Origin of the sequence: Lysinibacillus sp. RC46, from assembly GCF_041262385.1 — a bacterium.
Classification (GTDB): Bacteria; Bacillota; Bacilli; order Bacillales_A; family Planococcaceae; genus Lysinibacillus.
Map to the genome: position 1 here is coordinate 38,479 of NZ_JBGCCF010000020.1, position 18,557 is coordinate 57,035.

An 18,557-nucleotide genomic window follows, 5' to 3' on the forward strand; every position below is an offset into this window, starting at 1 on the left:
TAAAAACTATGAAATACGAATTACATTTAAATAACGGAATGATTTATTCATTAAACGGAACAGAAATTGATGCACAAAAACTCACTGATGCTTTAAATAGTAATCAAGTGGGTTTTATTAATTTTGGAGGCATTATTGTAATTAAACATGTTGTAGTAGGTGTATTTCCTATCTTAGATACACCTGAAACAAAAGAAGTTAAGATGGAAGATGAGTAAGAAAGGATTGACCTGTATACCTATTTTGGGTTATAGGTTTTTTAATGGTGAATAAATGCTAGAAACGCAAGCAGAAGCTTAGCGTTATTTTTTATGCCTTCCACAGATAATTGTGGAGGGCTTTTATATTGGGGAAATGAAGGTGAAAACAATGGTGGAAACAATCAATAATTGGTTGCCGATTGTATCAGCATTAATTGCAGGGCTTTTATTTATTTGGCGCATTACAAACAACCTGAATAAAACGTTGCTGAGTTTAACTAATGGCATAGAGAGATTAAACCAACATCTAAACGAAGTTGACGAGACTGCAAAGGATTCAGCACAGCGTATCAATAATCATGAAGTACGTATTGTCGTTTTAGAAAAAGTAGCAGGTATTCAACGAAATACAGGGGAGAGTGTTCACTATGAAAATTAACTGGAAAGTACGACTACAACACAAACAATTTTGGGTGTCATTAATCGCATTACTTATCGTGCTCGCTAATCAAATAGCGGGCATTTTTAATGTCGATATTACTATTTACAATGAGCAAATTACAGCTATTTCAGAGACGATTTTGAGTATTTTAGGTTTGCTAGGTATTATCATCGACCCAACCACAAAAGGCGTTTCAGATAGCCAACTAGCAATGGATTATGACAAACCAAAGGACGGTGGACAATAATGGTTGTTATTCGTAAAAAATTAGTTCCTGATGTACAAGCTAACAAGGTCTCTTATGGCAAAGGGAACGCTAAAAAATACATTGTTGTTCATGAAACCGATAATACACGTTCAGGAGCAGATGCAGACGCACACGCGCGTTTACAATACGATGGTAATAGCCGTGACGCATCGTGGCATTATACTGTGGACGACAAAGAGGCAGCACAATCTTTTGAACATGCTTGGAGATGTTGGGCTGCAGGAAGTAACACAGGTAATAATCAAGGTATACAAGTAGAGGTATGCGTAAACGGTGACGGTAACTATCAAAAAGCAATGCAAAATGCTGCAGAGTTAGTTGTTAAAATCATGAAGGATGAAAACATACCAATTAACAATGTTGTTCAGCACAACCACTTTAGCGGTAAAAATTGCCCTCGCAATATGCGAGAAGGTAAAATTTCATGGTCGCAATTTATTACTATGGTTAAAAATGCAAGTGGTAATGTACAACAACCAAAGCCATCTATCGACAATAATAAATACCGCGTACTTACTGGAACATACGGCACAAAACAAGATGCAGAAAATGCACAAGATGTACTTAAGCACCGTTTTGGTTGGGTTGCGTATATTGAGCCTGACGGATCTAAATGGCGCGTTAAAACAGGAACATTTACTGGAATGGCTGCAGCACAAGCAGGAGCAAATAAAATTAAAACAGCAAAGTTAGCCCAGGTAACAAATATTGTAGCCGAATAATTTTAAAGCCCAGGTACTCAATTAATTTTGAGCCTGGGCTTTTTTTGTTTATTTATTGTTTATTAATAATACCTAAACGTTCCTTGATGGCATATTGAAGTAACTGAGAGAAGTTGACACTTTCTTTTTCAGCTGCATCATTAAGCCATTTAGGAATTGTTAAAGTTTTCTTAATTGCTCTGTTCTCATTTTCTTCTCGAACATAATCAGTCCAAACTTCGATAATAGAGATAAACGCACCTGGTGGAAGTGTAGAATTATCAGGATTTGAAGGAGAAGGGATTTCTTCGTTATCTTCTTCCATTCCATATAAGAAACCTGCTGAAACATCTTTAGCCATGTGTAGAGCTTCAGTCATGTCTGAGCCTTCTGTAATACATCCAGGTAGGTCTGGGAAAGTTACAGTGAAGCCTTCACTTCCGTCAGTGCCTGGGTCGAAAATCGCTGGAAAATAATATTTAGCCATTTATATAAAACCTCCTTGCAGGAGGACTATTTAAGTCCTGCCTGCTTTAGTATTGAGTTTGTAGTACCTATCTTAAGGTCTTTCTTTGGATGTGGAACCGTTACTGTTCCTTTTTTAGTAGGATGTTTAAAGTGATTATGACTTCCAACAACCCTATGTAAGTACCATCCATCTTTATTAAGAATTTTTATTATTTCTCTTGATGATATGTCTTTCATCTCCTTTCTATACTCTTATTATAACACGTATTATTTATACGTGCAATCATTAATTTCACTCTTTTGCTAAAAATTTTCATAGAAAAAAGCCACTCATTTAAGTGACTTAACTGTTTATTTTTCCATTTGTTTTAATGCTTTATCCATTTGGCGTTCATTAGATCTCACAGCAGAACTGTCTAATGTATCTTCACCACGGTATGTATATTTCGTGTTTTGGTAAAAATCAAAAGCGAATTTATTTATAGGAGTGTCGACTTGCCCATAAAATCTATTGATCACATTTGCTCTAAAGACATTACTTAACATATATTCTGCATTGTTTATATCAGCTACATACTTTTTATTTTTATATTCAGCAATGATATATTCTTCAAATTCTTTGATTTCGGCTTCCGTAGAAGGGTATTCTTTTGCATAAACCATAACTGCATCGTATTTCTCTGTAGGAGTTCCTTCCTTTGTAACAATTTCTTTCACTTTGTCTTGCCAAGTTACGGCAACAGGAGTTTCTTCCTTGTGTTCCGGAGCTGTTTCTACTTTTTTCTCCATTAAACCATTTTCTGTAATTACACTTAATTTACCATCTTTGAAAACAAGTGATACAGAAGATTCTTTTTCCACTCCATTTTCTCCATCGTAATCTAAAAATAAATATAAATCGTCATCTTCTTTTGCATCTGGATTTTTCGATAGTCCACCTACAATTTCTTTTACCTCATCAGGACTCATCCCATTTTCCAACTTTTTAAACTCATTTGGGGTAATTGTAGTAGTCTCTTCACCGCATGCAGCGAGTAAAAGTGTTGATAATGCTCCAACATAAAATAGCTTTTTCATATATTAAATCCTCCCTTTACATTTCCAATTACCATTCTAGGAAATTTAGAGGAAAAAGTACATATAAAAAAACAGACAACCGTGATTAGTTATCTGTTTTAAATCTTCGTACCGTCTTCCATGATGAAATTAATCTCCAATTTAACGTCCAAAGCCTCAGCGATCTTAATTAAATCTGTTATTGAATATGATTCGTTTTTCATTTTGCGAGATAGATTGGATTGAGTTGTTTCAATCTTTTCTGCTAATTGAGTTGCGTTCATATCAGATTCAACTAGTAATCTTTTTACCTTCTTTGTAATCTCCATGTATTCACCTCATTTAATATTATTCCTAAACATATTATAGCACATTTTGAAAATAAATATGTATTAAAATCATAAAATAGTTGCAATATACATTTTAATCATTTATTATGTATTTAACAAATAATTTATCAAAATGAGGAATTAAACATGCAGATATATGAATCTCACACAAAAGAATATTGGGTAGGAGCATTAGATTTAAACATCGATTTGGAAAAAGATTATGCAAGTAAAGCTGAACAATTAAAACCTGCAGCTATTGTATCTATGCGAAAGTATCAAGCTGGACAAATAACACTAAAAGAATTCAATGAGGAAATTTATGAATATAGCTTCTATCAAAAAAGAGCATATGAAGCTAGCGAAATAATTACCAAGAGTAAAGTAGCGCTCGAATGGTTTGATTCTATAATCACATGTTCACTATGCGGTAAAACGTTCAATGAGGCAGATGTAAATGTGGTTGATTATTCAGATGATGTTTGTGTAAATTGTGAGCCAAATTATAAAGAAATTTAAAAACTGAACAGGGAGCATCATAACTGGTGCTCTCGATTGAGTTTTTAAAAGACGAACGATATTCATTTTATGGATCCGTTAAAGTTCGGGATTAGAAAGCGAGGTGAAAACGATGGCATTTGAATACTTAGCAACTTACAAAACATTTGAATCAATAGCAGATATGGACTCAGCTGTTGAGGACCACATGGCAGCACACTACTATGACTTGACTGAATCAGAGCGTGCCATCGTTTTCAAACTTGCTAGTCATGCTTTGGAACATCCAGGGGCTTGTCATTTAAAAGCTTCAACAATTGCTACATCATTGGAGATCAGCACAAAGACAGTTTACCGTGCTATTTCAAAATTGGAATCGCTAGGAATCATTAAGAAAGAAGCGACTGTAAAAAGCAAAGGTGGTCAAGGTGCAAGCATTTATATCATTTTGCCTTACGATGTCTCACCGTCAATGTCCGAGCGTCAAAATGCTGAAAAGCCTTGTGAGAGTAACGTTTGCCCTCCACAATCTGAAAACCTATCTTTAAACTCTTTTAATCTTTTAAGTTCTAAACAAGCAAATAATAATTTATGTGATATAGAAAATGAATTAGCTTTGCAAGTTGAAAAGAAAAAGGAATACATGAATGAGTACCAGGTGATGCTATTTGATTTCATGAATAGCTTGCCATTAGCAGATAACTTAAAAGATGAATTACACAAGGTTGTATTAGCTACTCAGGTTCAAAGTGCACCAGAGTTTGTAAAAGCTAAGAACGTACTATTCAAAATTGCAATGGATATTAAAGAAGGTGTACTGACAATTGCTAGTACACTAAGAGCCGTATTTGTGGGTGCATTTAATAAGGCTACTGAGCGTTTAGATAGAAAGTCGAGTAAATCACGTTATATAGAAGAAACTCCATCTAAAGAACGTCCAGTGCCTTTCTACAATTGGTTAAAAGAACGTGATGGTCTTCCACAATCAATTAGTAATAGTCCATATAATTTAGATAATTGGGTAGAATGGTAGATGAATGAGATAATGATATGGGAAAACACTCTACTTTTGTTGGGTTTTTAACATCTGTTGGTAGAATATAAGATTACTAGTATATAATACTAAGAAATTATGTTTTTATAACTGAGTAGGAGGAGAATAATGAAAAAATTATTTATTGTGTTACTAGCAGCATTCGTATTTGCAGTAGTAAATCCAACAAAATCAGAAGCGAAAGTGATGTATGATGGAGCAGAAGTTGTAAAAGGGCAAACAGGGAAAATGACCTTTAAAAAAGACATTAAGGTATACAAGAAAAATTCAGATGGTACGTTTGAATCTTTAGTGGTTAAGCGAAATAACTTCTTTAGAACGTATGATATTGAAAAATATGATAAAAAAATATTCTATCAAATGGGGCAATACCGCGTACAAGCAACGGATTTGGTAGTTTTCAAAGAAGTACCAATAAAAATTCGTTCATCTTTTTATAACAAACCAACTTATATTGTTATTACTCGCGATGGTATTAATGATGGCTTATATTACGGATCTCACATCAAACTAGAAGGACCATGGAGTTTTAATTTCAAGGATACAAATAATGGACAACTACTACAGTATTGCGAAAGTGGTGATGGTAGTGAGGAATTTTGTTACGAGTATCCTGGTACAGACCTTAAAATCGCTGAGACAATATCGAGAGAAAGAGGTGTACGTTATGAACTAACAAGAGATGAAGAGGGGAAGGGCGTTCCATTAAAAGAATCTAAAACTGAAAGAATTATGAAAAAGGGAAGTACTGTTTTTTCAAGGTATGAACATGAAATCAATGGTTATATATTGGTAACCGATGAATTAGAAGGAAGACTCGATAATGCTGTTTATCTTCCAATGAATTCACTAAAGCCAGTTGGAGATAAGTGATAGATTAAGAATTATATAAAGCTCTCTTATTTATTTGATAAGGGGGCTATTTTTTATGGTTGATTGACATACGGATAGGATGTCTATCGATGTCTTGGGTTTAGCTAAAAAACTATTAAAAGACCACTCTGAAAGAGGGTGGTCTTAATTATTGTTCCTTTATATAGAAGAAAAGCGATATTTACGATACATTCATTGAAACGTTAAATAGTTTAAAATTATACTTTTACTGTATTAATTTTAATAACAATCCCAAATGTTACGAAACATTTTGCCACCGTCGATGAGAAGGGCTGCAAAGCGTATATCTCTATGGTGCAGGGGCAGGTAGAGGCCTATCGAGTAGATTTTATGGCTTATCCAACAATTGAAGATTTGGTAGCAAAAGGCTATTTAAAGAAAAATGTAACGACTTGTCCTAATAAAGAAGAGATAATGATTACTAATGATGGAGAGGTACGTTTGGCGAAGACTTCTTCCAATAATGGCTCTTAACTAATGGATACTATAAAAAGTGAGCGTGGCTTTACGTTTGTTGAAATGATCATTGTTTTGTTTATCGTTATGTGTTTGTCAGCGGTTGTCGTAAAGTATTCGGTTAAAGCAGAGGAAACTAGGGAGCTTGAGCGATTTTTTACACAAATTCAATTAGATCTGCAATATATACAAACGTATAGCATGCACCAAAGGGAATACATTTCGATGAAGTTTGAGAGTTCATCAAAAAGATATATCATTAAAAAGGATTTTTATACAGAATTATATGAACGTCCTTTTCCTAAAGGGGTTGAAGTCATTCTTTCTTCAAGTTCAATTACCACGATTATTTACAATTACAATGGAAACGTTATGACCCCAGGGACAGTTTATTTTAAAACGCCTCAAGGCACTAAAAAGGTTGTGATTACGTTAGGGCGAGGGAGATCGAGAGTTGAATGAATCTGGTTATTCATTTGTAGAAACAATTTTATCAATCGTCATTGTTATGTTATTATGCACGACATTAATACCGATCAGCTATATGATGAAATCGACTCTTTATAACAAGAAGTTAGAAGTTATCGCAGCTGAAACGGCCTATGAAGGCTTAAAGCGTTATCGCTATTTACAGCAAATGGAAGGCACTAACACCGTTGAAAATGTAGATTTTCAATGGTCTATGAATGGACAGGGGATATGTGTAAGTTTTCAAAATACACGAGAATTACGTAAAAAATGTATACAACTGACAGGTGAAGTCGATGAATGAACGAGGCTATACATTATTAGAAGCGTTATTTCAATTAGTTGTTTTTGTGCTTATTGCACACCTTGTTGTGTTTATTATGCTCTGGTTTGCAGAAATGAAAACAACAGTACTATCTGATGAACAATCAAAGTGGGAGCTTTTTGTTTATGATTTGAATATGTATTTAAATGATATTTCTTCATTTACGATTCGACAAGACCAAAAGAGAATAACCTTCCAGGAAGGACTTACTATTCATTCTATTGATTGTTATAGCAATTTAATTCGTGATCAAGTAAATGGTGGTCATGTACCAATGCTAATTGGTATTAATAAATGTAGGTTCCAATTTGAAAAAGATATGTTAACAGTAGCTGTTGAACTTCCAAGTGGTATCAAAAAGGAGCGAACTTTCTATGTTCCAGTTATTGAAAAATGACAGAGGGGCTATTTTTTTAATCGCAATTGCATTATTATTTTTTGTAACTACTTTTGTTCTTACGTATTGTACGTCTTATGAGATTCAGTTTCGAACATATAATGACCTAGAAAAGCTGAATATTCGAGCTACGATAAATTTATTAGGACAAATTTTGTCAGACAGTGTAGAATCGTAGTTATAAGAAGGTGATTCGAATGCGAAAAATATATTTAGTTGGTTTTATGGGCTCCGGCAAAAGTGCGTTAGGAAGACGTTTAAGCTATTTGTTAAAGATGCCATATTATGATATGGATCATGAGATTGTTCGGCAGCAGGGAATGACAATTCCACAGATATTTGAAAAATATGGAGAAGCACGTTTTCGGGAAATAGAAACAGAATTTTTGAAAAATTTCCGAGACGAAGCTTGTATTATTTCAACAGGTGGTGGGGTAGCGATCAATGCTGAAAATCGAAAAATAATGAGACGCAGTGGGCTCGTGTTTTTTTTAGATGCGACATTCGAAGATATATACAAACGAATACAGCATGATCCGAACAGACCAATAGTACAGAGTTCAACGAAAGAGGAGCTAGAGAAGCTGTATCATTATAGAAGAAGATTCTATCGTGAAACAGGACATATACAAGTGTTAACAGAGGGCAGAACACTCCGCCAAATTCTTGAGTATTTAGTATTCCAAGTCAAAAGGTTAAAAGGCGAACATTTATAAAAATTAATGAGTTGAATGTTCGTGTTTTGATACAGATTAAAAAATGATTGCCTTTTCAATGCAATTAATGTTAGGATATAGACAAATAAGTAACTAAATGTTCATTGAATACTAAATAGTACCAAGATGAATCTTGGGCGGATGATTGTGCGGGGAGAGCACGTGTAGACGTCACCGAAGGAGCAAATAACAAAATGTTATGAATCTCTCAGGTAAAAGGACTCGTACAAGACGCAACTCTGGAGAGAGCTGTAGTACTACAGCCACCAAAGGGGAAAGCCGGCTGATTGGCATTGTAGTAATGCGAGCCAGTCTGGTGTAACTTTCAGGTTTAAGGACAGAGAATCCCGAAAAGGGGTTCGTCTGTCTTTTTTTTATGTCTAAATGTTTTGCTAATGATGTTAGTTCCTATTTCTTAATTGAATGAACAAACAGGGGAAGCATGATGCATTAATAAAAGCAGACGAACTACTACCAGTAAAAAATGTAACTACCATTAAGGGGGCAAAAATAATGACGAATGAATTAAAGCGTACACCTCTATTTGAAGAATATGCAAAGTATGGTGGTAAAACAATCGACTTCGGTGGATGGGAATTACCAGTGCAATTCTCTTCTATTAAAGAAGAGCATGATGCAGTACGTAATCGTGCTGGCTTATTTGATGTATCACATATGGGTGAAATTTTAGTAACTGGACCTAATTCACTAGATTTTTTACAAAATCTTTTGACAAATGATATTTCAAAAATTGCAGTAGGTCAAGCGCAATATAATGCAATGTGCTATGAAGATGGTGGCGTTGTTGATGATTTATTAACGTATAAATTAGCAGACAATCATTATTTATTGTGCGTAAATGCGTCAAATATTGAAAAAGATTATGATTGGATGATGGAAAATCAACATCAATATGATGTGACGATTGACAATCAATCAGATGCTTATGCACAAATTGCCTTGCAAGGACCATTAGCAGAAGAGGCTCTTCAAACATTAACAGACACTGATTTAAAAACAATTAAATACTTCCGTTTCCAAGCAGACGTTGAAGTTGCTGGTCATAAAGCATTAGTATCTCGTAGCGGTTACACAGGAGAAGATGGTTTTGAATTATACGGCTCTCCAGAAGATATTAAAGCTTTATGGAATGAAATTTTAGAGGCTGGAAAAGACAAAGGCGTTGTTCCAGCAGGTTTAGGCTGCCGTGATACACTTCGTTTTGAAGCAGGTCTTCCATTATATGGGCAAGAGCTATCAGCAACAATTTCACCTCTAGAAGCTGGTATTGGTTTTGCTGTGAAATTAAATAAAGAGGATTTTCTTGGTCATGATGCATTAGCTGAACAAAAAGAAAATGGACTTTCACGTAAAATTGTAGGTATTGAAATGATCGATAAAGGAATTCCTCGTCATGGCTACAAAGTGTTTAAGGATGGTAAGGAAATTGGTGAAGTAACAACTGGTACACAGCTTCCTTCTTCTAAACGTAATGTTGGTCACGCGTTAATTGACAGCCAATTCACAACTATCGGAACTGAATTAGAAATCGAAATTCGTGGTAAGCACTTAAAGGTAGTAACAGTTGAAACACCGTTTTACAAACGTTCAAAATAAAAGTTGAAAAGAGGGACCTACATTTATGAAACATCGTTATTTACCAATGACGGAGCAAGATAAACAAGAAATGTTAGACGTAATTGGCGTATCCTCAGTTGATGAGTTATTTGGGGATATTCCAGAAAATGTACGTTTTAAAGGCCTATATGATATTAAAGAAGCAAAATCTGAATCAGCTTTATTAAAAGAATTAACGGCACTTGCTGCGAAAAATAAAGATACAAATGCTAACGTATCGTTTTTAGGTGCAGGCGTATACAACCACTATAAACCAATTATCGTGGACCATGTTATTTCTCGTTCAGAGTTTTACACAGCGTATACTCCATATCAACCAGAAATTTCACAAGGGGAATTACAAGCAATTTTTGAATTCCAAACGATGATTGCAGAGCTTACAGGTATGGATCTTGCAAACTCTTCTATGTATGACGGAGGAACAGCATTAGCGGAAGCGGGTATGCTGGCAGCTGGACATACACGCCGTAAGAAAATTTTAGTATCTGAGGCGGTTCATCCTGAGTATCGTGATGTCGTTGCTACATATGCATACGGTCAATCCATTGAAATTGTTACTGTTCCACAAAAAGATGGTGTGACAGATGTAGAAGCTTTAAAAAAACTAATTGATGACAATACGGCAGCTGTTATTACACAGTATCCTAACTTCTTTGGTCAAATAGAGGACTTACAAGTAATTGGCGATATTGCACATGAAGCAAAAAGTTTATTTGTCGTATCTTCAAATCCACTTTCACTAGGAGTTTTAACACCTCCTGGTAAGCTAGGTGCTGATATTTGTGTAGGGGACGCACAGGTCTTCGGTATTTCTGAAGCATTCGGTGGTCCGCACTGTGGTTTCTTTGCCGTAACAACGAAGCTAATGCGTAAAGTTCCAGGTCGTCTTGTTGGTGAAACAGTAGACGGTGAAGGTCGTCGTGGTTATGTTTTAACATTACAAGCGCGTGAACAACATATCCGTCGTGATAAAGCAACATCTAATATTTGTTCGAACCAAGCACTTCTTGCACTTGCTGCTTCTGTAGCAATGACTGCTCTAGGTAAGCAAGGCGTTCGTGAAATGGCTATGCAGAATATCGCGAAAACTCGTTATGCTAAAAATGCCTTTGAAGCTGCTGGCTTCACAGTAGCATTCCAAGGTGCACACTTTAACGAAATCGTCGTAAAGACAAATAAATGTGTGAAAGAAATTAATAAAGGCTTAATTGATAAGGGGATCATTGGTGGTTATCCTTTAGGTCAAACATATGACTCTCTTAAAAATCACGTGCTAATCGCAGTAACAGAATTACGCACGAAGGAAGAAATTGATGCACTTGTTGCGGAAATGGGGGCTCTTAATGCATAACGAAAATCAATCACTCATTTTTGAAATTTCCAAAGAAGATCGCGTAGGCTACAGCTTAGAAGCACTTGATGTACCAGAGGTTGATCTTGCAGATTTACTGCCAGCAAACTTATTACGCTCGGAAGCAGCGGAATTACCAGAGGTATCTGAGCTTGATATTATGCGTCACTATACAGCACTTTCTCGTCGCAACCACGGTGTAGACTCTGGCTTCTACCCTCTTGGTTCTTGTACGATGAAATATAATCCTAAAATTAACGAGGCTGTTGCACGAATTTCTGGTTTTGCAAATGTTCACCCATTACAGGATGAATCAACAGCTCAAGGTGCGATGGAACTTCTTTACAATCTACAAACTTCATTAGTTGAAATTACAGGTATGGATGAAGTGACATTACAACCAGCGGCAGGTGCTCACGGTGAATGGACAGCGTTAATGATGATTCGTGCCTACCATGAAGCAAACGGTGAAGGCCATCGTAATAAAGTTATCGTTCCTGACTCTGCTCACGGTACAAACCCAGCATCGGCAACTGTTGCAGGCTTTGAAACTATCACTGTTAAATCAGATGATAATGGTTTAGTAGATATTGAAGATTTACGCAAAGTAGTTGGTTCTGATACAGCTGCATTAATGCTAACAAATCCAAATACACTTGGTCTATTTGAAGAAAACATTATCGAAATGGCAGAGCTTATCCACTCTGTTGGCGGTAAAGTATACTATGACGGTGCAAACTTAAACGCAGTTATGAGTAAAGCACGTCCTGGTGATATGGGCTTTGACTGCGTACACTTAAATTTACACAAAACATTTACTGGTCCTCACGGTGGCGGTGGCCCAGGTTCAGGTCCAGTAGGTGTAAAAGCAGATTTAATTCCATTCCTTCCAAAACCAGTTTTAGTAAGAACAGAGGAAGGAACATATCACTTCGATTACGACCGTCCACAATCAATCGGACGTGTTAAACCTTACTACGGTAACTTTGGTATCAACGTACGTGCATACACTTATATTCGTACAATGGGTCCAGATGGCTTAAAAGCTGTAACAGAATACGCTGTACTAAACGCGAACTATATGATGCGTCGCTTAGAGCCATTCTATGATCTACCATATAACCGTCATTGTAAACATGAGTTTGTACTATCAGGTCGTCGTCAAAAGAAACTTGGCGTTCGTACTTTAGATATCGCAAAACGTCTGTTAGACTTTGGCTACCATCCACCAACAACTTACTTCCCATTAAATGTGGAAGAGGCACTAATGATCGAGCCAACAGAAACAGAATCAAAAGAAACATTAGATGCATTCTGCGATATTATGATCCAAATTGCAAAAGAAGCAGAAGAAAATCCATCAATCGTACAAGAAGCACCACATACAACAGTCGTAACTCGTCTTGACGAAACACGCGCTGCTCGTACACCAGTGCTTCGCTATCAAAAAGCATAATTAACTGCCTTAAAGCGTCCGATAAGTATTTAAATACTTGTTGGACGCTTTTTTATTTATTTTTGCTAGCCATTTTAAAGGCAAAAATAGGCGGTTCAATAAAGCCGAATTTAGAATAGAACTTGCATAGTGATGGATGGAAGTGTCAAAGTGATGGACAAAACCAGCGAATCGACGGATGGGAAGTCGAGAGCGACGGATAGGAGAGGGGAAATGTCGGTTAAACGTCCAAAATGGAGGGGCGTCACCGGAACGGTCGAGACACTTTGGAGCTGCTGCACCCAGGTCAGTACGTTCCAAAAGAAGTGTTCATAAACAAAACTCGAGGACATTTTGAAATAGAGCGAGCGTTCAGATTTCACCAATTTGCTCGCTACTTTGATCAGACGTGTGCGAATAGTTTGGATTTGAATCGCTTTATATTTTTTCTGGAAACTGAGTAAGCGTACTCAGTTCGTAAAATTATAGGCAAGTAGGCTTATCATCATACTTGCTTCATTGATGAAATTTTCCATATTGTCGGATGTGATGAACTCAATCAAGTAACGCCTGATTCGCCATTTGAAATTGATGAGTTGCTTGCATGTCAAAGCGCTTGAAGAATCTTGATAACGACGGTTGAGAAGTGAGTGAAGGTGTATCAAGCAATTGTGTAAAAATCAGATCATGTGTTAAACAGTCTGCCGAATCATCCTCATGATAACCTGCAATCAGCTGATAAATTTGTTAACGAAGTAGCTGTTAACCTTTTATAAAAGGCTATTACCTTATATTGACAAGGGAAAATTTGTTGTGTATTATGAGTTATAGATACCGACGGTCGGTATTAAAGAGGGGGAAGAAATATGGCAAGAAATAAATATCCAGAACAAACTTTAGAACAAATACTATCTGTATCAACAGTACTCTTTAAAGAAAAAGGTTATGAAAAGACTAGTATACAAGATATTATTGACAAGTTAGGTATGTCGAAGGGAGCGATTTATCACCACTTCAGATCAAAAGAAGAAATATTACTTGCAGTGATGGAGAAACAATTTAGTTATGCTACACAAATGTTTGATAATTTGATTAATAATACTCAAGCAGCTAATTCTAAAGAAAAACTTACGAAGATTTTAGAACACATGGTAGCAGATCCCAAAGCACATTCCATAGACAGTATCTTGATCACGCAGATAAAAAATCCCCAATTTGTCGTGACAGGAATTAAAAATGGTGTGAATAAGGATGCACCTAGTATTGCGAAAATCATGTTAGAGGGAAAAGAGGATGGGTCAATTAATACGGATTTTCCAACTGAATGTGCAGAAATTTTTATGCTGTTAGTAAATATTTGGATTAATCCTATTCTATTTGAACGAGAACATGATGATACAGTTAATCGTTTAAGGTTTTTGCAACAGATGATGAAGGGATTGGGGGCGGATATTGTCAGTGATCAACTGATAAATAAATTATCTGAACATTATTCTGATATTGGAGGATACATTCAAAATGAATAACAATAAAATTGTAGTAAAAACAGAAAATCTGGTAAAAGTACTTTCTAATGTAGAAGTAATAAAAGGATGCAATATGACAGTTCGACAGGGGTCTATTTATGGTTTTTTGGGAGCGAACGGTGCGGGTAAAACAACCATTTTTAAAATTTTAACGGGTCTACTTACACCAACAGTAGGAAAAGTAGAAGTGCTTGGTATGGATGTTACTGTCAATAGGGATAAGATTTTAAGAAACATCGGCAGTATTATCGAAGTGCCTATTTTTTATGAACATCTTTCAGCAGAAGAAAACTTAAGTTTGCATCTTTCTTATTTGAACAGAGAAGAGGTTGATATTTCTAAAGCTTTAGAAAAGGTAGGGCTTGTTAACACAGGTTCACAGCCAGTCTCCAAGTTTTCATTAGGGATGCGACAACGATTAGGAATTGCAAGAGCATTAGCCCATCAACCCAAATTGTTAATATTAGATGAACCGATAAACGGACTAGATCCTTCTGGGATTCGCGATATGAGAAAATTGTTTTTGGATCTTGTGGATAATTATGGAATGACCATTCTGATTTCCAGTCATATTCTCAGTGAAATTGAGCAAATTGCTGATACAGTAAGCATCATTGTTGACGGAGTTATTAAAGGAGAAGCAACGTTGTCCGATATCAAAAAGCAGTATCCTGGTGGAATAGAGGAATTCTACTTTGAAATGATGAATAGGGGTGTCAAAATTGTTTAAATTAATGAAACTGGAGCTAAGACGAAATAATCTTAATACTTACATGAGGTTAAGTATGATTGGATGTATGTTTCTTATTGGATTTATCTATTTTGTAGCTATTGTAGCAAAAGTAGAAAATGAGCCGGATTTTCAAAATTATTCGAATATCTTTTTGTTCACTAGTATCATGAGTATGTTTTTTTTTCCATCCTCTCCGCAACTATGTTTTCACGGTTTGTAATAGAAGAATATAAGGGGAAAAAGATGATACTTTTATTTTCTTATCCTGTCAATCGAAAAAAAATATTACTTTCTAAAATCGCGGTAGTTGTTGTGTTTTCAACTGCTTCAATGATTATCAGTAATATTCCTCCAATCGTTATTTTTAGTATTACTGAATCTTTCTCACCAATTGTTAATGATACGCTATCCTCAGAATTACTGTTTTCAGTCATTAAAACAATCATTATTTTGTCTATAGGTATGAATGGAATTACCTTAATTGCCATGAGAATAGGTTTTATCAATAAATCAATTCCTAGCACCATTGTGTCAGCTCTCTTGTTATGTGCTCTCTTTGGAAATGCTGTTATAGGCAGTTTTGAGAAAAGTACTTTAAGCCTGATTATATTAGCGATTTCTACAGCTGCAGGAATCATTGCCACAATGAATTTGATGGGGAAAATTAATAGAATCGAAGTGGAATGACTTTGCAAAAAATGACATTTTGATTATTACGTGTTGAAGATTGTTTTTGAATAGCTAAAATATGAAAAAAATAAATGAAAAGGAGAAAACGAAATGGTTGGATATAGTGAATTAATTGATAGAAAAAAAGTTTGTTTAGATCATACGATATCAGATATTGCACTAGATTGGATCACAGGTGATATTCATATTTTTGAAAATGAGAATGATGAAATAAAAGTTGTTCAAATCACAGATACAAAGTTTCCAGAACATAAACTTTTTCATCATACAGTAAAAAACGGAAAGCTTTCCATTACAGATGGTAGGAAAAAGAAGATACAAATTGGATTCAATCTTCATAAAACAAATTTGGAAATATATCTCCCTAAAAAACAATTTGATTCTATTTCTATTGACTGTACTGGAGTTAATTTGTTTGTTGATTATCTTGATACAATAAAATGCAAGTGTCATTTAACATCTGGCACTGCTAAACTTTCAGGGAAAATAGAGGAATTTACTTTCCATGCCATCGGGTCTAATGTATCGGGAGATTTTTTGGAAATTCAGAAAGTACACTTACAGACGACAGCAACTAAAATAGACTTTTCGGGGAAATTTTCAGAAATAAATGTCAACTCAACTGGTAGAACTATTAAAGTGAGTTCCTCAACTATGTTACAGGAAATCAAATCGACTTCTACAGGAGCAAATGTAAAAATAGAGATTCCAGAAAATGACGGCTTTTCGTGTCATTTAAAAAAACTTTCAGGAAACTTTAAAAGTGATTTTTCTTTAGTGCACTCTGGAGATTCTTATATATACAAAAATGGAAAAAATATATTTAGTGCAGAAATTAGAGGCGGTTCTTTTTCAATATCAAAAATTTAAAATACAACTAGTGATAACTGAAGTAGAATGCTACTTCAGTAAGTATCAAGAGAAGAAAGGTCTAGTGAGTTTTTACTTGATTTGACATATTATAATTCATCTTTATAAAGGAGAAAAAAACATGGAAATCCCATTTTTAGTAGGAACAGGAGTAGCTGTATTGGTGTTGTTAGTAGGGATTTTTGGATTAGTCAGTAAGAAGAACGGGAAACCCAACAAGTGGGCCTGGTGGTTGATAATAATTGCATGCTGTGCGTTTGTTAGTGCAATTATTAATTATGGCTTAATTTAAACAAATAATTATTGGGAGGCATTCTTGGAATTGGCTACTTTAAATAGAAACTTTGGAGTATTAGTTATTTGTCAGGTGATTACTTTATTTGGAAGCTCCATTCTAAGGTTTGCATTATCATTGTATATCCTTGATCTAACTGGATCAGCAACAATATTTGGCTTAATATTAGCAGTTTCAACAATTCCTACTATATTTTTAGCGCCTATCGGTGGTGCTATTGCCGATCGCACCAACCGAAGAAATTTGTTGGTAATACTTGATGTTATTAGTAGTGTCATAGTTGGCGGATTGGCAATATTTTTATTTACTAGTGAAACATCCATTATTCCGATGATTGGGATTGTTATGACTTTAATGATGATAGTTAGTGCTTTTTACCAACCTACTGTACAGGCAAGTATTCCTGTATTAGTGGAACAAGAAAAACTACTAGGGGCAAATGGTGTTGTGTCAGGAGTTTCTTCTATAACTAATTTTGCAGGTCCAGTTTTGGGAGGACTTTTATATAGTATCTCAGGCATTGAAATGATCGTCATTATAACTTGTATCAGTTTTTTCCTCTCAGCTGTATTAGAGCTGTTCATAAAAATCCCATTTGAAAAGAGAGATCAACCTTATGGGGCAGTGAAGACAACTCTTCTGGATATTAAGGATGGAGTGTCATACATCGTAAAGGATAATCCATTTATATCCAAAGTAATATTAATAGCTGCAGCATTAAATTTATTTATTACACCACTATTTTTAGTAGGGATTCCGTATATTATCAAGATCACTTTAGGTATGAGCGATAGTTTATTTGGAATAACCCAAGGTGGTATTTCTTTGAGTATGATATTTGCGGCTATTGCAATTGGTATTATTTCAAAAAAACTTAAAGTAAATAATCTGTATCTCTGGTTTGTTGCAAGTGGATTTCTATTTATTCCAATGGCACTTACCATTTATCCTGAATTTGTAAATAATAATGGGGAAATAACCCTACAATACCTTATTTTCTTGTTAAGTTCAATGCTAATTATGTTCGCTATTACCATTATTAATATATTTATCATTACATTACTGCAACAACAAACTCCAAATTTATTGCTAGGAAAGGTAATGGCAATTTTAACAGCGGTTTCGACTTGTTCGGTACCTGTTGGTCAAGTATTATTTGGTACATTAATTGATAGATTTGCAGACTATGTATATACATTAGTATTTGCAGTAGCAGTTATAACAATCTTATTGGCATTAGTGACAAAAAGATTGTTTAGCACAGTTGAACAAGTTGATATCAATCAGAAAGTATCAGCGAGTAAATAAAAGTAGTAAATGTATACAAAGCAAAAGGTGGAGTAGAATCGAGGAATGAATGGTGAAAGATATTAAATTGTTTTGCTTACCTTATGCTGGTGGATCTGCTGTAATGTACAACTCACTTGAAAAATACATCAATGAAGTAATTGAAATTATTCCACTTGAGTATTCGGGACATGGAGAAAGAATTTTATTGTAATTTCAAAGAAATGGTCAGTGATATAGCAATAACTATTATAGAAAAATTAACTGATGCACCATTTGCCCTTCTTGGATATAGTATGGGAAGTTTAGTAGCATATGAAGTATACTATTTAAACCTTTTGATGAGCATAGTTGGATAGATGTGGGGATTGGTGGGTCTATTAGCCAGTCAAATACTTGAGCACCACTTAAACTAGGATATTCTTGAAGCCAGTTCACAATCCAATCGCGTTAAAGATCT

Annotated in this window: 27 protein-coding genes, 2 pseudogenes and 1 riboswitch; of the genes and pseudogenes, 23 read left to right on the forward strand and 6 right to left on the reverse strand. The window is 35.1% G+C overall.

The window, feature by feature from the left end; translation table 11 throughout:
• Positions 1 to 8: 8 nt before the first annotated feature.
• The 4 genes from ABH966_RS17540 (at position 9) to ABH966_RS17555 (ending at position 1,632) form a co-directional block, all read left to right on the forward strand.
• The gene (locus tag ABH966_RS17540) at positions 9 to 218 is read left to right on the forward strand and encodes a hypothetical protein (RefSeq protein WP_370042662.1); all 210 of its coding nucleotides are present in this window, start codon (positions 9 to 11) and stop codon (positions 216 to 218) included.
• Positions 219 to 360: 142 nt separating this feature from the next.
• The gene (locus tag ABH966_RS17545) at positions 361 to 639 is read left to right on the forward strand and encodes a hypothetical protein (RefSeq protein WP_370042660.1); all 279 of its coding nucleotides are present in this window, start codon (positions 361 to 363) and stop codon (positions 637 to 639) included.
• Complete coding sequence (locus ABH966_RS17550; protein WP_370080594.1) at positions 629 to 889, forward strand: phage holin; 261 nt, start codon at positions 629 to 631, stop codon at positions 887 to 889. Before ABH966_RS17545 ends, ABH966_RS17550 begins: the two co-directional genes overlap by 11 nt.
• Positions 889 to 1,632: an N-acetylmuramoyl-L-alanine amidase gene (locus ABH966_RS17555; RefSeq protein WP_370080596.1), complete on the forward strand. Its 744-nt coding sequence runs from the start codon at positions 889 to 891 to the stop codon at positions 1,630 to 1,632. Before ABH966_RS17550 ends, ABH966_RS17555 begins: the two co-directional genes overlap by 1 nt.
• Before the next feature lie 52 nt (positions 1,633 to 1,684).
• On the opposite strand, the gene ABH966_RS17560 is transcribed toward ABH966_RS17555, so the two are convergent.
• From ABH966_RS17560 to ABH966_RS17575, 4 genes are all read right to left on the reverse strand, one after another.
• On the reverse strand, positions 1,685 to 2,098 hold the full coding sequence (locus tag ABH966_RS17560) for a type II toxin-antitoxin system HicB family antitoxin (RefSeq protein WP_370080598.1): 414 nt from the start codon (positions 2,096 to 2,098) through the stop codon (positions 1,685 to 1,687).
• Positions 2,099 to 2,124: 26 nt separating this feature from the next.
• On the reverse strand, positions 2,125 to 2,316 hold the full coding sequence (locus tag ABH966_RS17565; RefSeq protein ID WP_370080600.1) for a type II toxin-antitoxin system HicA family toxin: 192 nt from the start codon (positions 2,314 to 2,316) through the stop codon (positions 2,125 to 2,127).
• Positions 2,317 to 2,430: 114 nt separating this feature from the next.
• The gene (locus ABH966_RS17570) at positions 2,431 to 3,156 is read right to left on the reverse strand and encodes a hypothetical protein (RefSeq protein ID WP_370080602.1); all 726 of its coding nucleotides are present in this window, start codon (positions 3,154 to 3,156) and stop codon (positions 2,431 to 2,433) included.
• Between the two features lie 98 nt (positions 3,157 to 3,254).
• Positions 3,255 to 3,464: a helix-turn-helix domain-containing protein gene (locus ABH966_RS17575; RefSeq protein ID WP_370080604.1), complete on the reverse strand. Its 210-nt coding sequence runs from the start codon at positions 3,462 to 3,464 to the stop codon at positions 3,255 to 3,257.
• A 147-nt stretch (positions 3,465 to 3,611) separates the two neighbouring features.
• On the opposite strand from ABH966_RS17575, the gene ABH966_RS17580 reads away from it, so the two are divergent.
• The 11 genes and pseudogenes from ABH966_RS17580 (at position 3,612) to gcvPB (ending at position 12,717) form a co-directional block, all read left to right on the forward strand.
• A complete protein-coding gene (locus ABH966_RS17580; protein ID WP_370080606.1) occupies positions 3,612 to 3,983 on the forward strand; it encodes a hypothetical protein in 372 nt (123 codons plus the stop codon).
• A gap of 112 nt (positions 3,984 to 4,095) precedes the next feature.
• Complete coding sequence (locus tag ABH966_RS17585) at positions 4,096 to 4,995, forward strand: helix-turn-helix domain-containing protein (RefSeq protein ID WP_370080608.1); 900 nt, start codon at positions 4,096 to 4,098, stop codon at positions 4,993 to 4,995.
• 129 nt (positions 4,996 to 5,124) lie between these two features.
• Positions 5,125 to 5,889: a hypothetical protein gene (locus tag ABH966_RS17590; protein WP_370080610.1), complete on the forward strand. Its 765-nt coding sequence runs from the start codon at positions 5,125 to 5,127 to the stop codon at positions 5,887 to 5,889.
• A gap of 228 nt (positions 5,890 to 6,117) precedes the next feature.
• Positions 6,118 to 6,384, forward strand: a pseudogene (locus tag ABH966_RS17595) (competence type IV pilus major pilin ComGC); the annotation flags it as partial.
• A 3-nt stretch (positions 6,385 to 6,387) separates the two neighbouring features.
• Positions 6,388 to 6,828, forward strand: a complete 441-nt coding sequence (comGD, locus tag ABH966_RS17600; protein ID WP_370080614.1) for a competence type IV pilus minor pilin ComGD — start codon at positions 6,388 to 6,390, stop codon at positions 6,826 to 6,828.
• Positions 6,821 to 7,138, forward strand: coding sequence for a hypothetical protein (locus tag ABH966_RS17605; RefSeq protein ID WP_370080615.1), 318 nt, complete (start codon positions 6,821 to 6,823; stop codon positions 7,136 to 7,138). Before comGD ends, ABH966_RS17605 begins: the two co-directional genes overlap by 8 nt.
• Positions 7,131 to 7,556: a competence type IV pilus minor pilin ComGF gene (gene comGF / locus ABH966_RS17610; protein ID WP_370080617.1), complete on the forward strand. Its 426-nt coding sequence runs from the start codon at positions 7,131 to 7,133 to the stop codon at positions 7,554 to 7,556. The genes ABH966_RS17605 and comGF overlap by 8 nt, the downstream gene beginning before the upstream one ends.
• A 197-nt stretch (positions 7,557 to 7,753) precedes the next feature.
• Entirely contained in the window at positions 7,754 to 8,272 is a 519-nt protein-coding gene (locus tag ABH966_RS17615) for a shikimate kinase (RefSeq protein WP_370080619.1), read from the forward strand.
• A 141-nt stretch (positions 8,273 to 8,413) separates the two neighbouring features.
• Positions 8,414 to 8,506: riboswitch (glycine riboswitch) on the forward strand.
• Positions 8,507 to 8,785: 279 nt separating this feature from the next.
• On the forward strand, positions 8,786 to 9,889 hold the full coding sequence (gene gcvT / locus ABH966_RS17620) for a glycine cleavage system aminomethyltransferase GcvT (RefSeq protein WP_370080621.1): 1,104 nt from the start codon (positions 8,786 to 8,788) through the stop codon (positions 9,887 to 9,889).
• A gap of 25 nt (positions 9,890 to 9,914) precedes the next feature.
• Positions 9,915 to 11,261 (forward strand): aminomethyl-transferring glycine dehydrogenase subunit GcvPA, encoded by a 1,347-nt coding sequence (gene gcvPA / locus ABH966_RS17625; RefSeq protein ID WP_370080623.1) that lies wholly within the window; start codon positions 9,915 to 9,917, stop codon positions 11,259 to 11,261.
• Complete coding sequence (gene gcvPB / locus ABH966_RS17630) at positions 11,254 to 12,717, forward strand: aminomethyl-transferring glycine dehydrogenase subunit GcvPB (RefSeq protein WP_370080625.1); 1,464 nt, start codon at positions 11,254 to 11,256, stop codon at positions 12,715 to 12,717. Before gcvPA ends, gcvPB begins: the two co-directional genes overlap by 8 nt.
• A gap of 266 nt (positions 12,718 to 12,983) precedes the next feature.
• On the opposite strand, the pseudogene ABH966_RS17635 reads toward gcvPB, so the two are convergent.
• Positions 12,984 to 13,220 (reverse strand): annotated as a pseudogene (locus ABH966_RS17635) (transposase); the annotation flags it as partial.
• Between the two features lie 31 nt (positions 13,221 to 13,251).
• On the reverse strand, positions 13,252 to 13,440 hold the full coding sequence (locus tag ABH966_RS17640; protein ID WP_370080725.1) for a transposase: 189 nt from the start codon (positions 13,438 to 13,440) through the stop codon (positions 13,252 to 13,254).
• A 122-nt stretch (positions 13,441 to 13,562) separates the two neighbouring features.
• On the opposite strand from ABH966_RS17640, the gene ABH966_RS17645 reads away from it, so the two are divergent.
• The 8 genes from ABH966_RS17645 to ABH966_RS17680 all read left to right on the forward strand — a co-directional run bounded on the left by ABH966_RS17645 (position 13,563) and on the right by ABH966_RS17680 (position 18,456).
• A complete protein-coding gene (locus ABH966_RS17645; RefSeq protein WP_370080627.1) occupies positions 13,563 to 14,222 on the forward strand; it encodes a TetR/AcrR family transcriptional regulator in 660 nt (219 codons plus the stop codon).
• Positions 14,215 to 14,952, forward strand: a complete 738-nt coding sequence (locus ABH966_RS17650) for an ABC transporter ATP-binding protein (RefSeq protein ID WP_370080629.1) — start codon at positions 14,215 to 14,217, stop codon at positions 14,950 to 14,952. The genes ABH966_RS17645 and ABH966_RS17650 overlap by 8 nt, the downstream gene beginning before the upstream one ends.
• Before the next feature lie 204 nt (positions 14,953 to 15,156).
• Positions 15,157 to 15,642 carry a hypothetical protein gene (locus ABH966_RS17655; protein ID WP_483308140.1) on the forward strand — a complete coding sequence of 162 codons (486 nt, stop codon included), beginning with the start codon at positions 15,157 to 15,159 and terminating at the stop codon, positions 15,640 to 15,642.
• Between the two features lie 93 nt (positions 15,643 to 15,735).
• On the forward strand, positions 15,736 to 16,515 hold the full coding sequence (locus ABH966_RS17660) for a DUF4097 family beta strand repeat-containing protein (RefSeq protein WP_370080633.1): 780 nt from the start codon (positions 15,736 to 15,738) through the stop codon (positions 16,513 to 16,515).
• Positions 16,516 to 16,636: 121 nt separating this feature from the next.
• Positions 16,637 to 16,807, forward strand: coding sequence for a hypothetical protein (locus ABH966_RS17665; RefSeq protein ID WP_370080635.1), 171 nt, complete (start codon positions 16,637 to 16,639; stop codon positions 16,805 to 16,807).
• Positions 16,808 to 16,837: 30 nt separating this feature from the next.
• Positions 16,838 to 18,118: an MFS transporter gene (locus tag ABH966_RS17670; RefSeq protein WP_370080637.1), complete on the forward strand. Its 1,281-nt coding sequence runs from the start codon at positions 16,838 to 16,840 to the stop codon at positions 18,116 to 18,118.
• Positions 18,119 to 18,170: 52 nt separating this feature from the next.
• Positions 18,171 to 18,311, forward strand: coding sequence for a thioesterase domain-containing protein (locus ABH966_RS17675; RefSeq protein WP_370080639.1), 141 nt, complete (start codon positions 18,171 to 18,173; stop codon positions 18,309 to 18,311).
• Positions 18,289 to 18,456: a thioesterase domain-containing protein gene (locus tag ABH966_RS17680; protein ID WP_370080641.1), complete on the forward strand. Its 168-nt coding sequence runs from the start codon at positions 18,289 to 18,291 to the stop codon at positions 18,454 to 18,456. Before ABH966_RS17675 ends, ABH966_RS17680 begins: the two co-directional genes overlap by 23 nt.
• The last annotated feature ends 101 nt before the right edge of the window (positions 18,457 to 18,557 follow it).

What these genes read in the sequence shown, in the direction of transcription:
- ABH966_RS17540 (WP_370042662.1), top strand. Translation starts at nt 9, where the DNA reads ATGAAATACGAATTACATTTAAATAACGGAATGATTTATTCATTAAAC.
- ABH966_RS17550 (WP_370080594.1), top strand. Translation starts at nt 629, where the DNA reads ATGAAAATTAACTGGAAAGTACGACTACAACACAAACAATTTTGGGTG.
- ABH966_RS17555 (WP_370080596.1), top strand. Translation starts at nt 889, where the DNA reads ATGGTTGTTATTCGTAAAAAATTAGTTCCTGATGTACAAGCTAACAAG.
- ABH966_RS17560 (WP_370080598.1), bottom strand. Translation starts at nt 2,098, where the DNA reads ATGGCTAAATATTATTTTCCAGCGATTTTCGACCCAGGCACTGACGGA.
- ABH966_RS17565 (WP_370080600.1), bottom strand. Translation starts at nt 2,316, where the DNA reads ATGAAAGACATATCATCAAGAGAAATAATAAAAATTCTTAATAAAGAT.
- ABH966_RS17570 (WP_370080602.1), bottom strand. Translation starts at nt 3,156, where the DNA reads ATGAAAAAGCTATTTTATGTTGGAGCATTATCAACACTTTTACTCGCT.
- ABH966_RS17575 (WP_370080604.1), bottom strand. Translation starts at nt 3,464, where the DNA reads ATGGAGATTACAAAGAAGGTAAAAAGATTACTAGTTGAATCTGATATG.
- ABH966_RS17580 (WP_370080606.1), top strand. Translation starts at nt 3,612, where the DNA reads ATGCAGATATATGAATCTCACACAAAAGAATATTGGGTAGGAGCATTA.
- ABH966_RS17585 (WP_370080608.1), top strand. Translation starts at nt 4,096, where the DNA reads ATGGCATTTGAATACTTAGCAACTTACAAAACATTTGAATCAATAGCA.
- ABH966_RS17590 (WP_370080610.1), top strand. Translation starts at nt 5,125, where the DNA reads ATGAAAAAATTATTTATTGTGTTACTAGCAGCATTCGTATTTGCAGTA.
- comGD (WP_370080614.1), top strand. Translation starts at nt 6,388, where the DNA reads ATGGATACTATAAAAAGTGAGCGTGGCTTTACGTTTGTTGAAATGATC.
- comGF (WP_370080617.1), top strand. Translation starts at nt 7,131, where the DNA reads ATGAATGAACGAGGCTATACATTATTAGAAGCGTTATTTCAATTAGTT.
- ABH966_RS17615 (WP_370080619.1), top strand. Translation starts at nt 7,754, where the DNA reads ATGCGAAAAATATATTTAGTTGGTTTTATGGGCTCCGGCAAAAGTGCG.
- gcvT (WP_370080621.1), top strand. Translation starts at nt 8,786, where the DNA reads ATGACGAATGAATTAAAGCGTACACCTCTATTTGAAGAATATGCAAAG.
- gcvPA (WP_370080623.1), top strand. Translation starts at nt 9,915, where the DNA reads ATGAAACATCGTTATTTACCAATGACGGAGCAAGATAAACAAGAAATG.
- gcvPB (WP_370080625.1), top strand. Translation starts at nt 11,254, where the DNA reads ATGCATAACGAAAATCAATCACTCATTTTTGAAATTTCCAAAGAAGAT.
- ABH966_RS17645 (WP_370080627.1), top strand. Translation starts at nt 13,563, where the DNA reads ATGGCAAGAAATAAATATCCAGAACAAACTTTAGAACAAATACTATCT.
- ABH966_RS17650 (WP_370080629.1), top strand. Translation starts at nt 14,215, where the DNA reads ATGAATAACAATAAAATTGTAGTAAAAACAGAAAATCTGGTAAAAGTA.
- ABH966_RS17655 (WP_483308140.1), top strand. Translation starts at nt 15,157, where the DNA reads ATGTTTTCACGGTTTGTAATAGAAGAATATAAGGGGAAAAAGATGATA.
- ABH966_RS17660 (WP_370080633.1), top strand. Translation starts at nt 15,736, where the DNA reads ATGGTTGGATATAGTGAATTAATTGATAGAAAAAAAGTTTGTTTAGAT.
- ABH966_RS17665 (WP_370080635.1), top strand. Translation starts at nt 16,637, where the DNA reads ATGGAAATCCCATTTTTAGTAGGAACAGGAGTAGCTGTATTGGTGTTG.
- ABH966_RS17680 (WP_370080641.1), top strand. Translation starts at nt 18,289, where the DNA reads ATGGAGAAAGAATTTTATTGTAATTTCAAAGAAATGGTCAGTGATATA.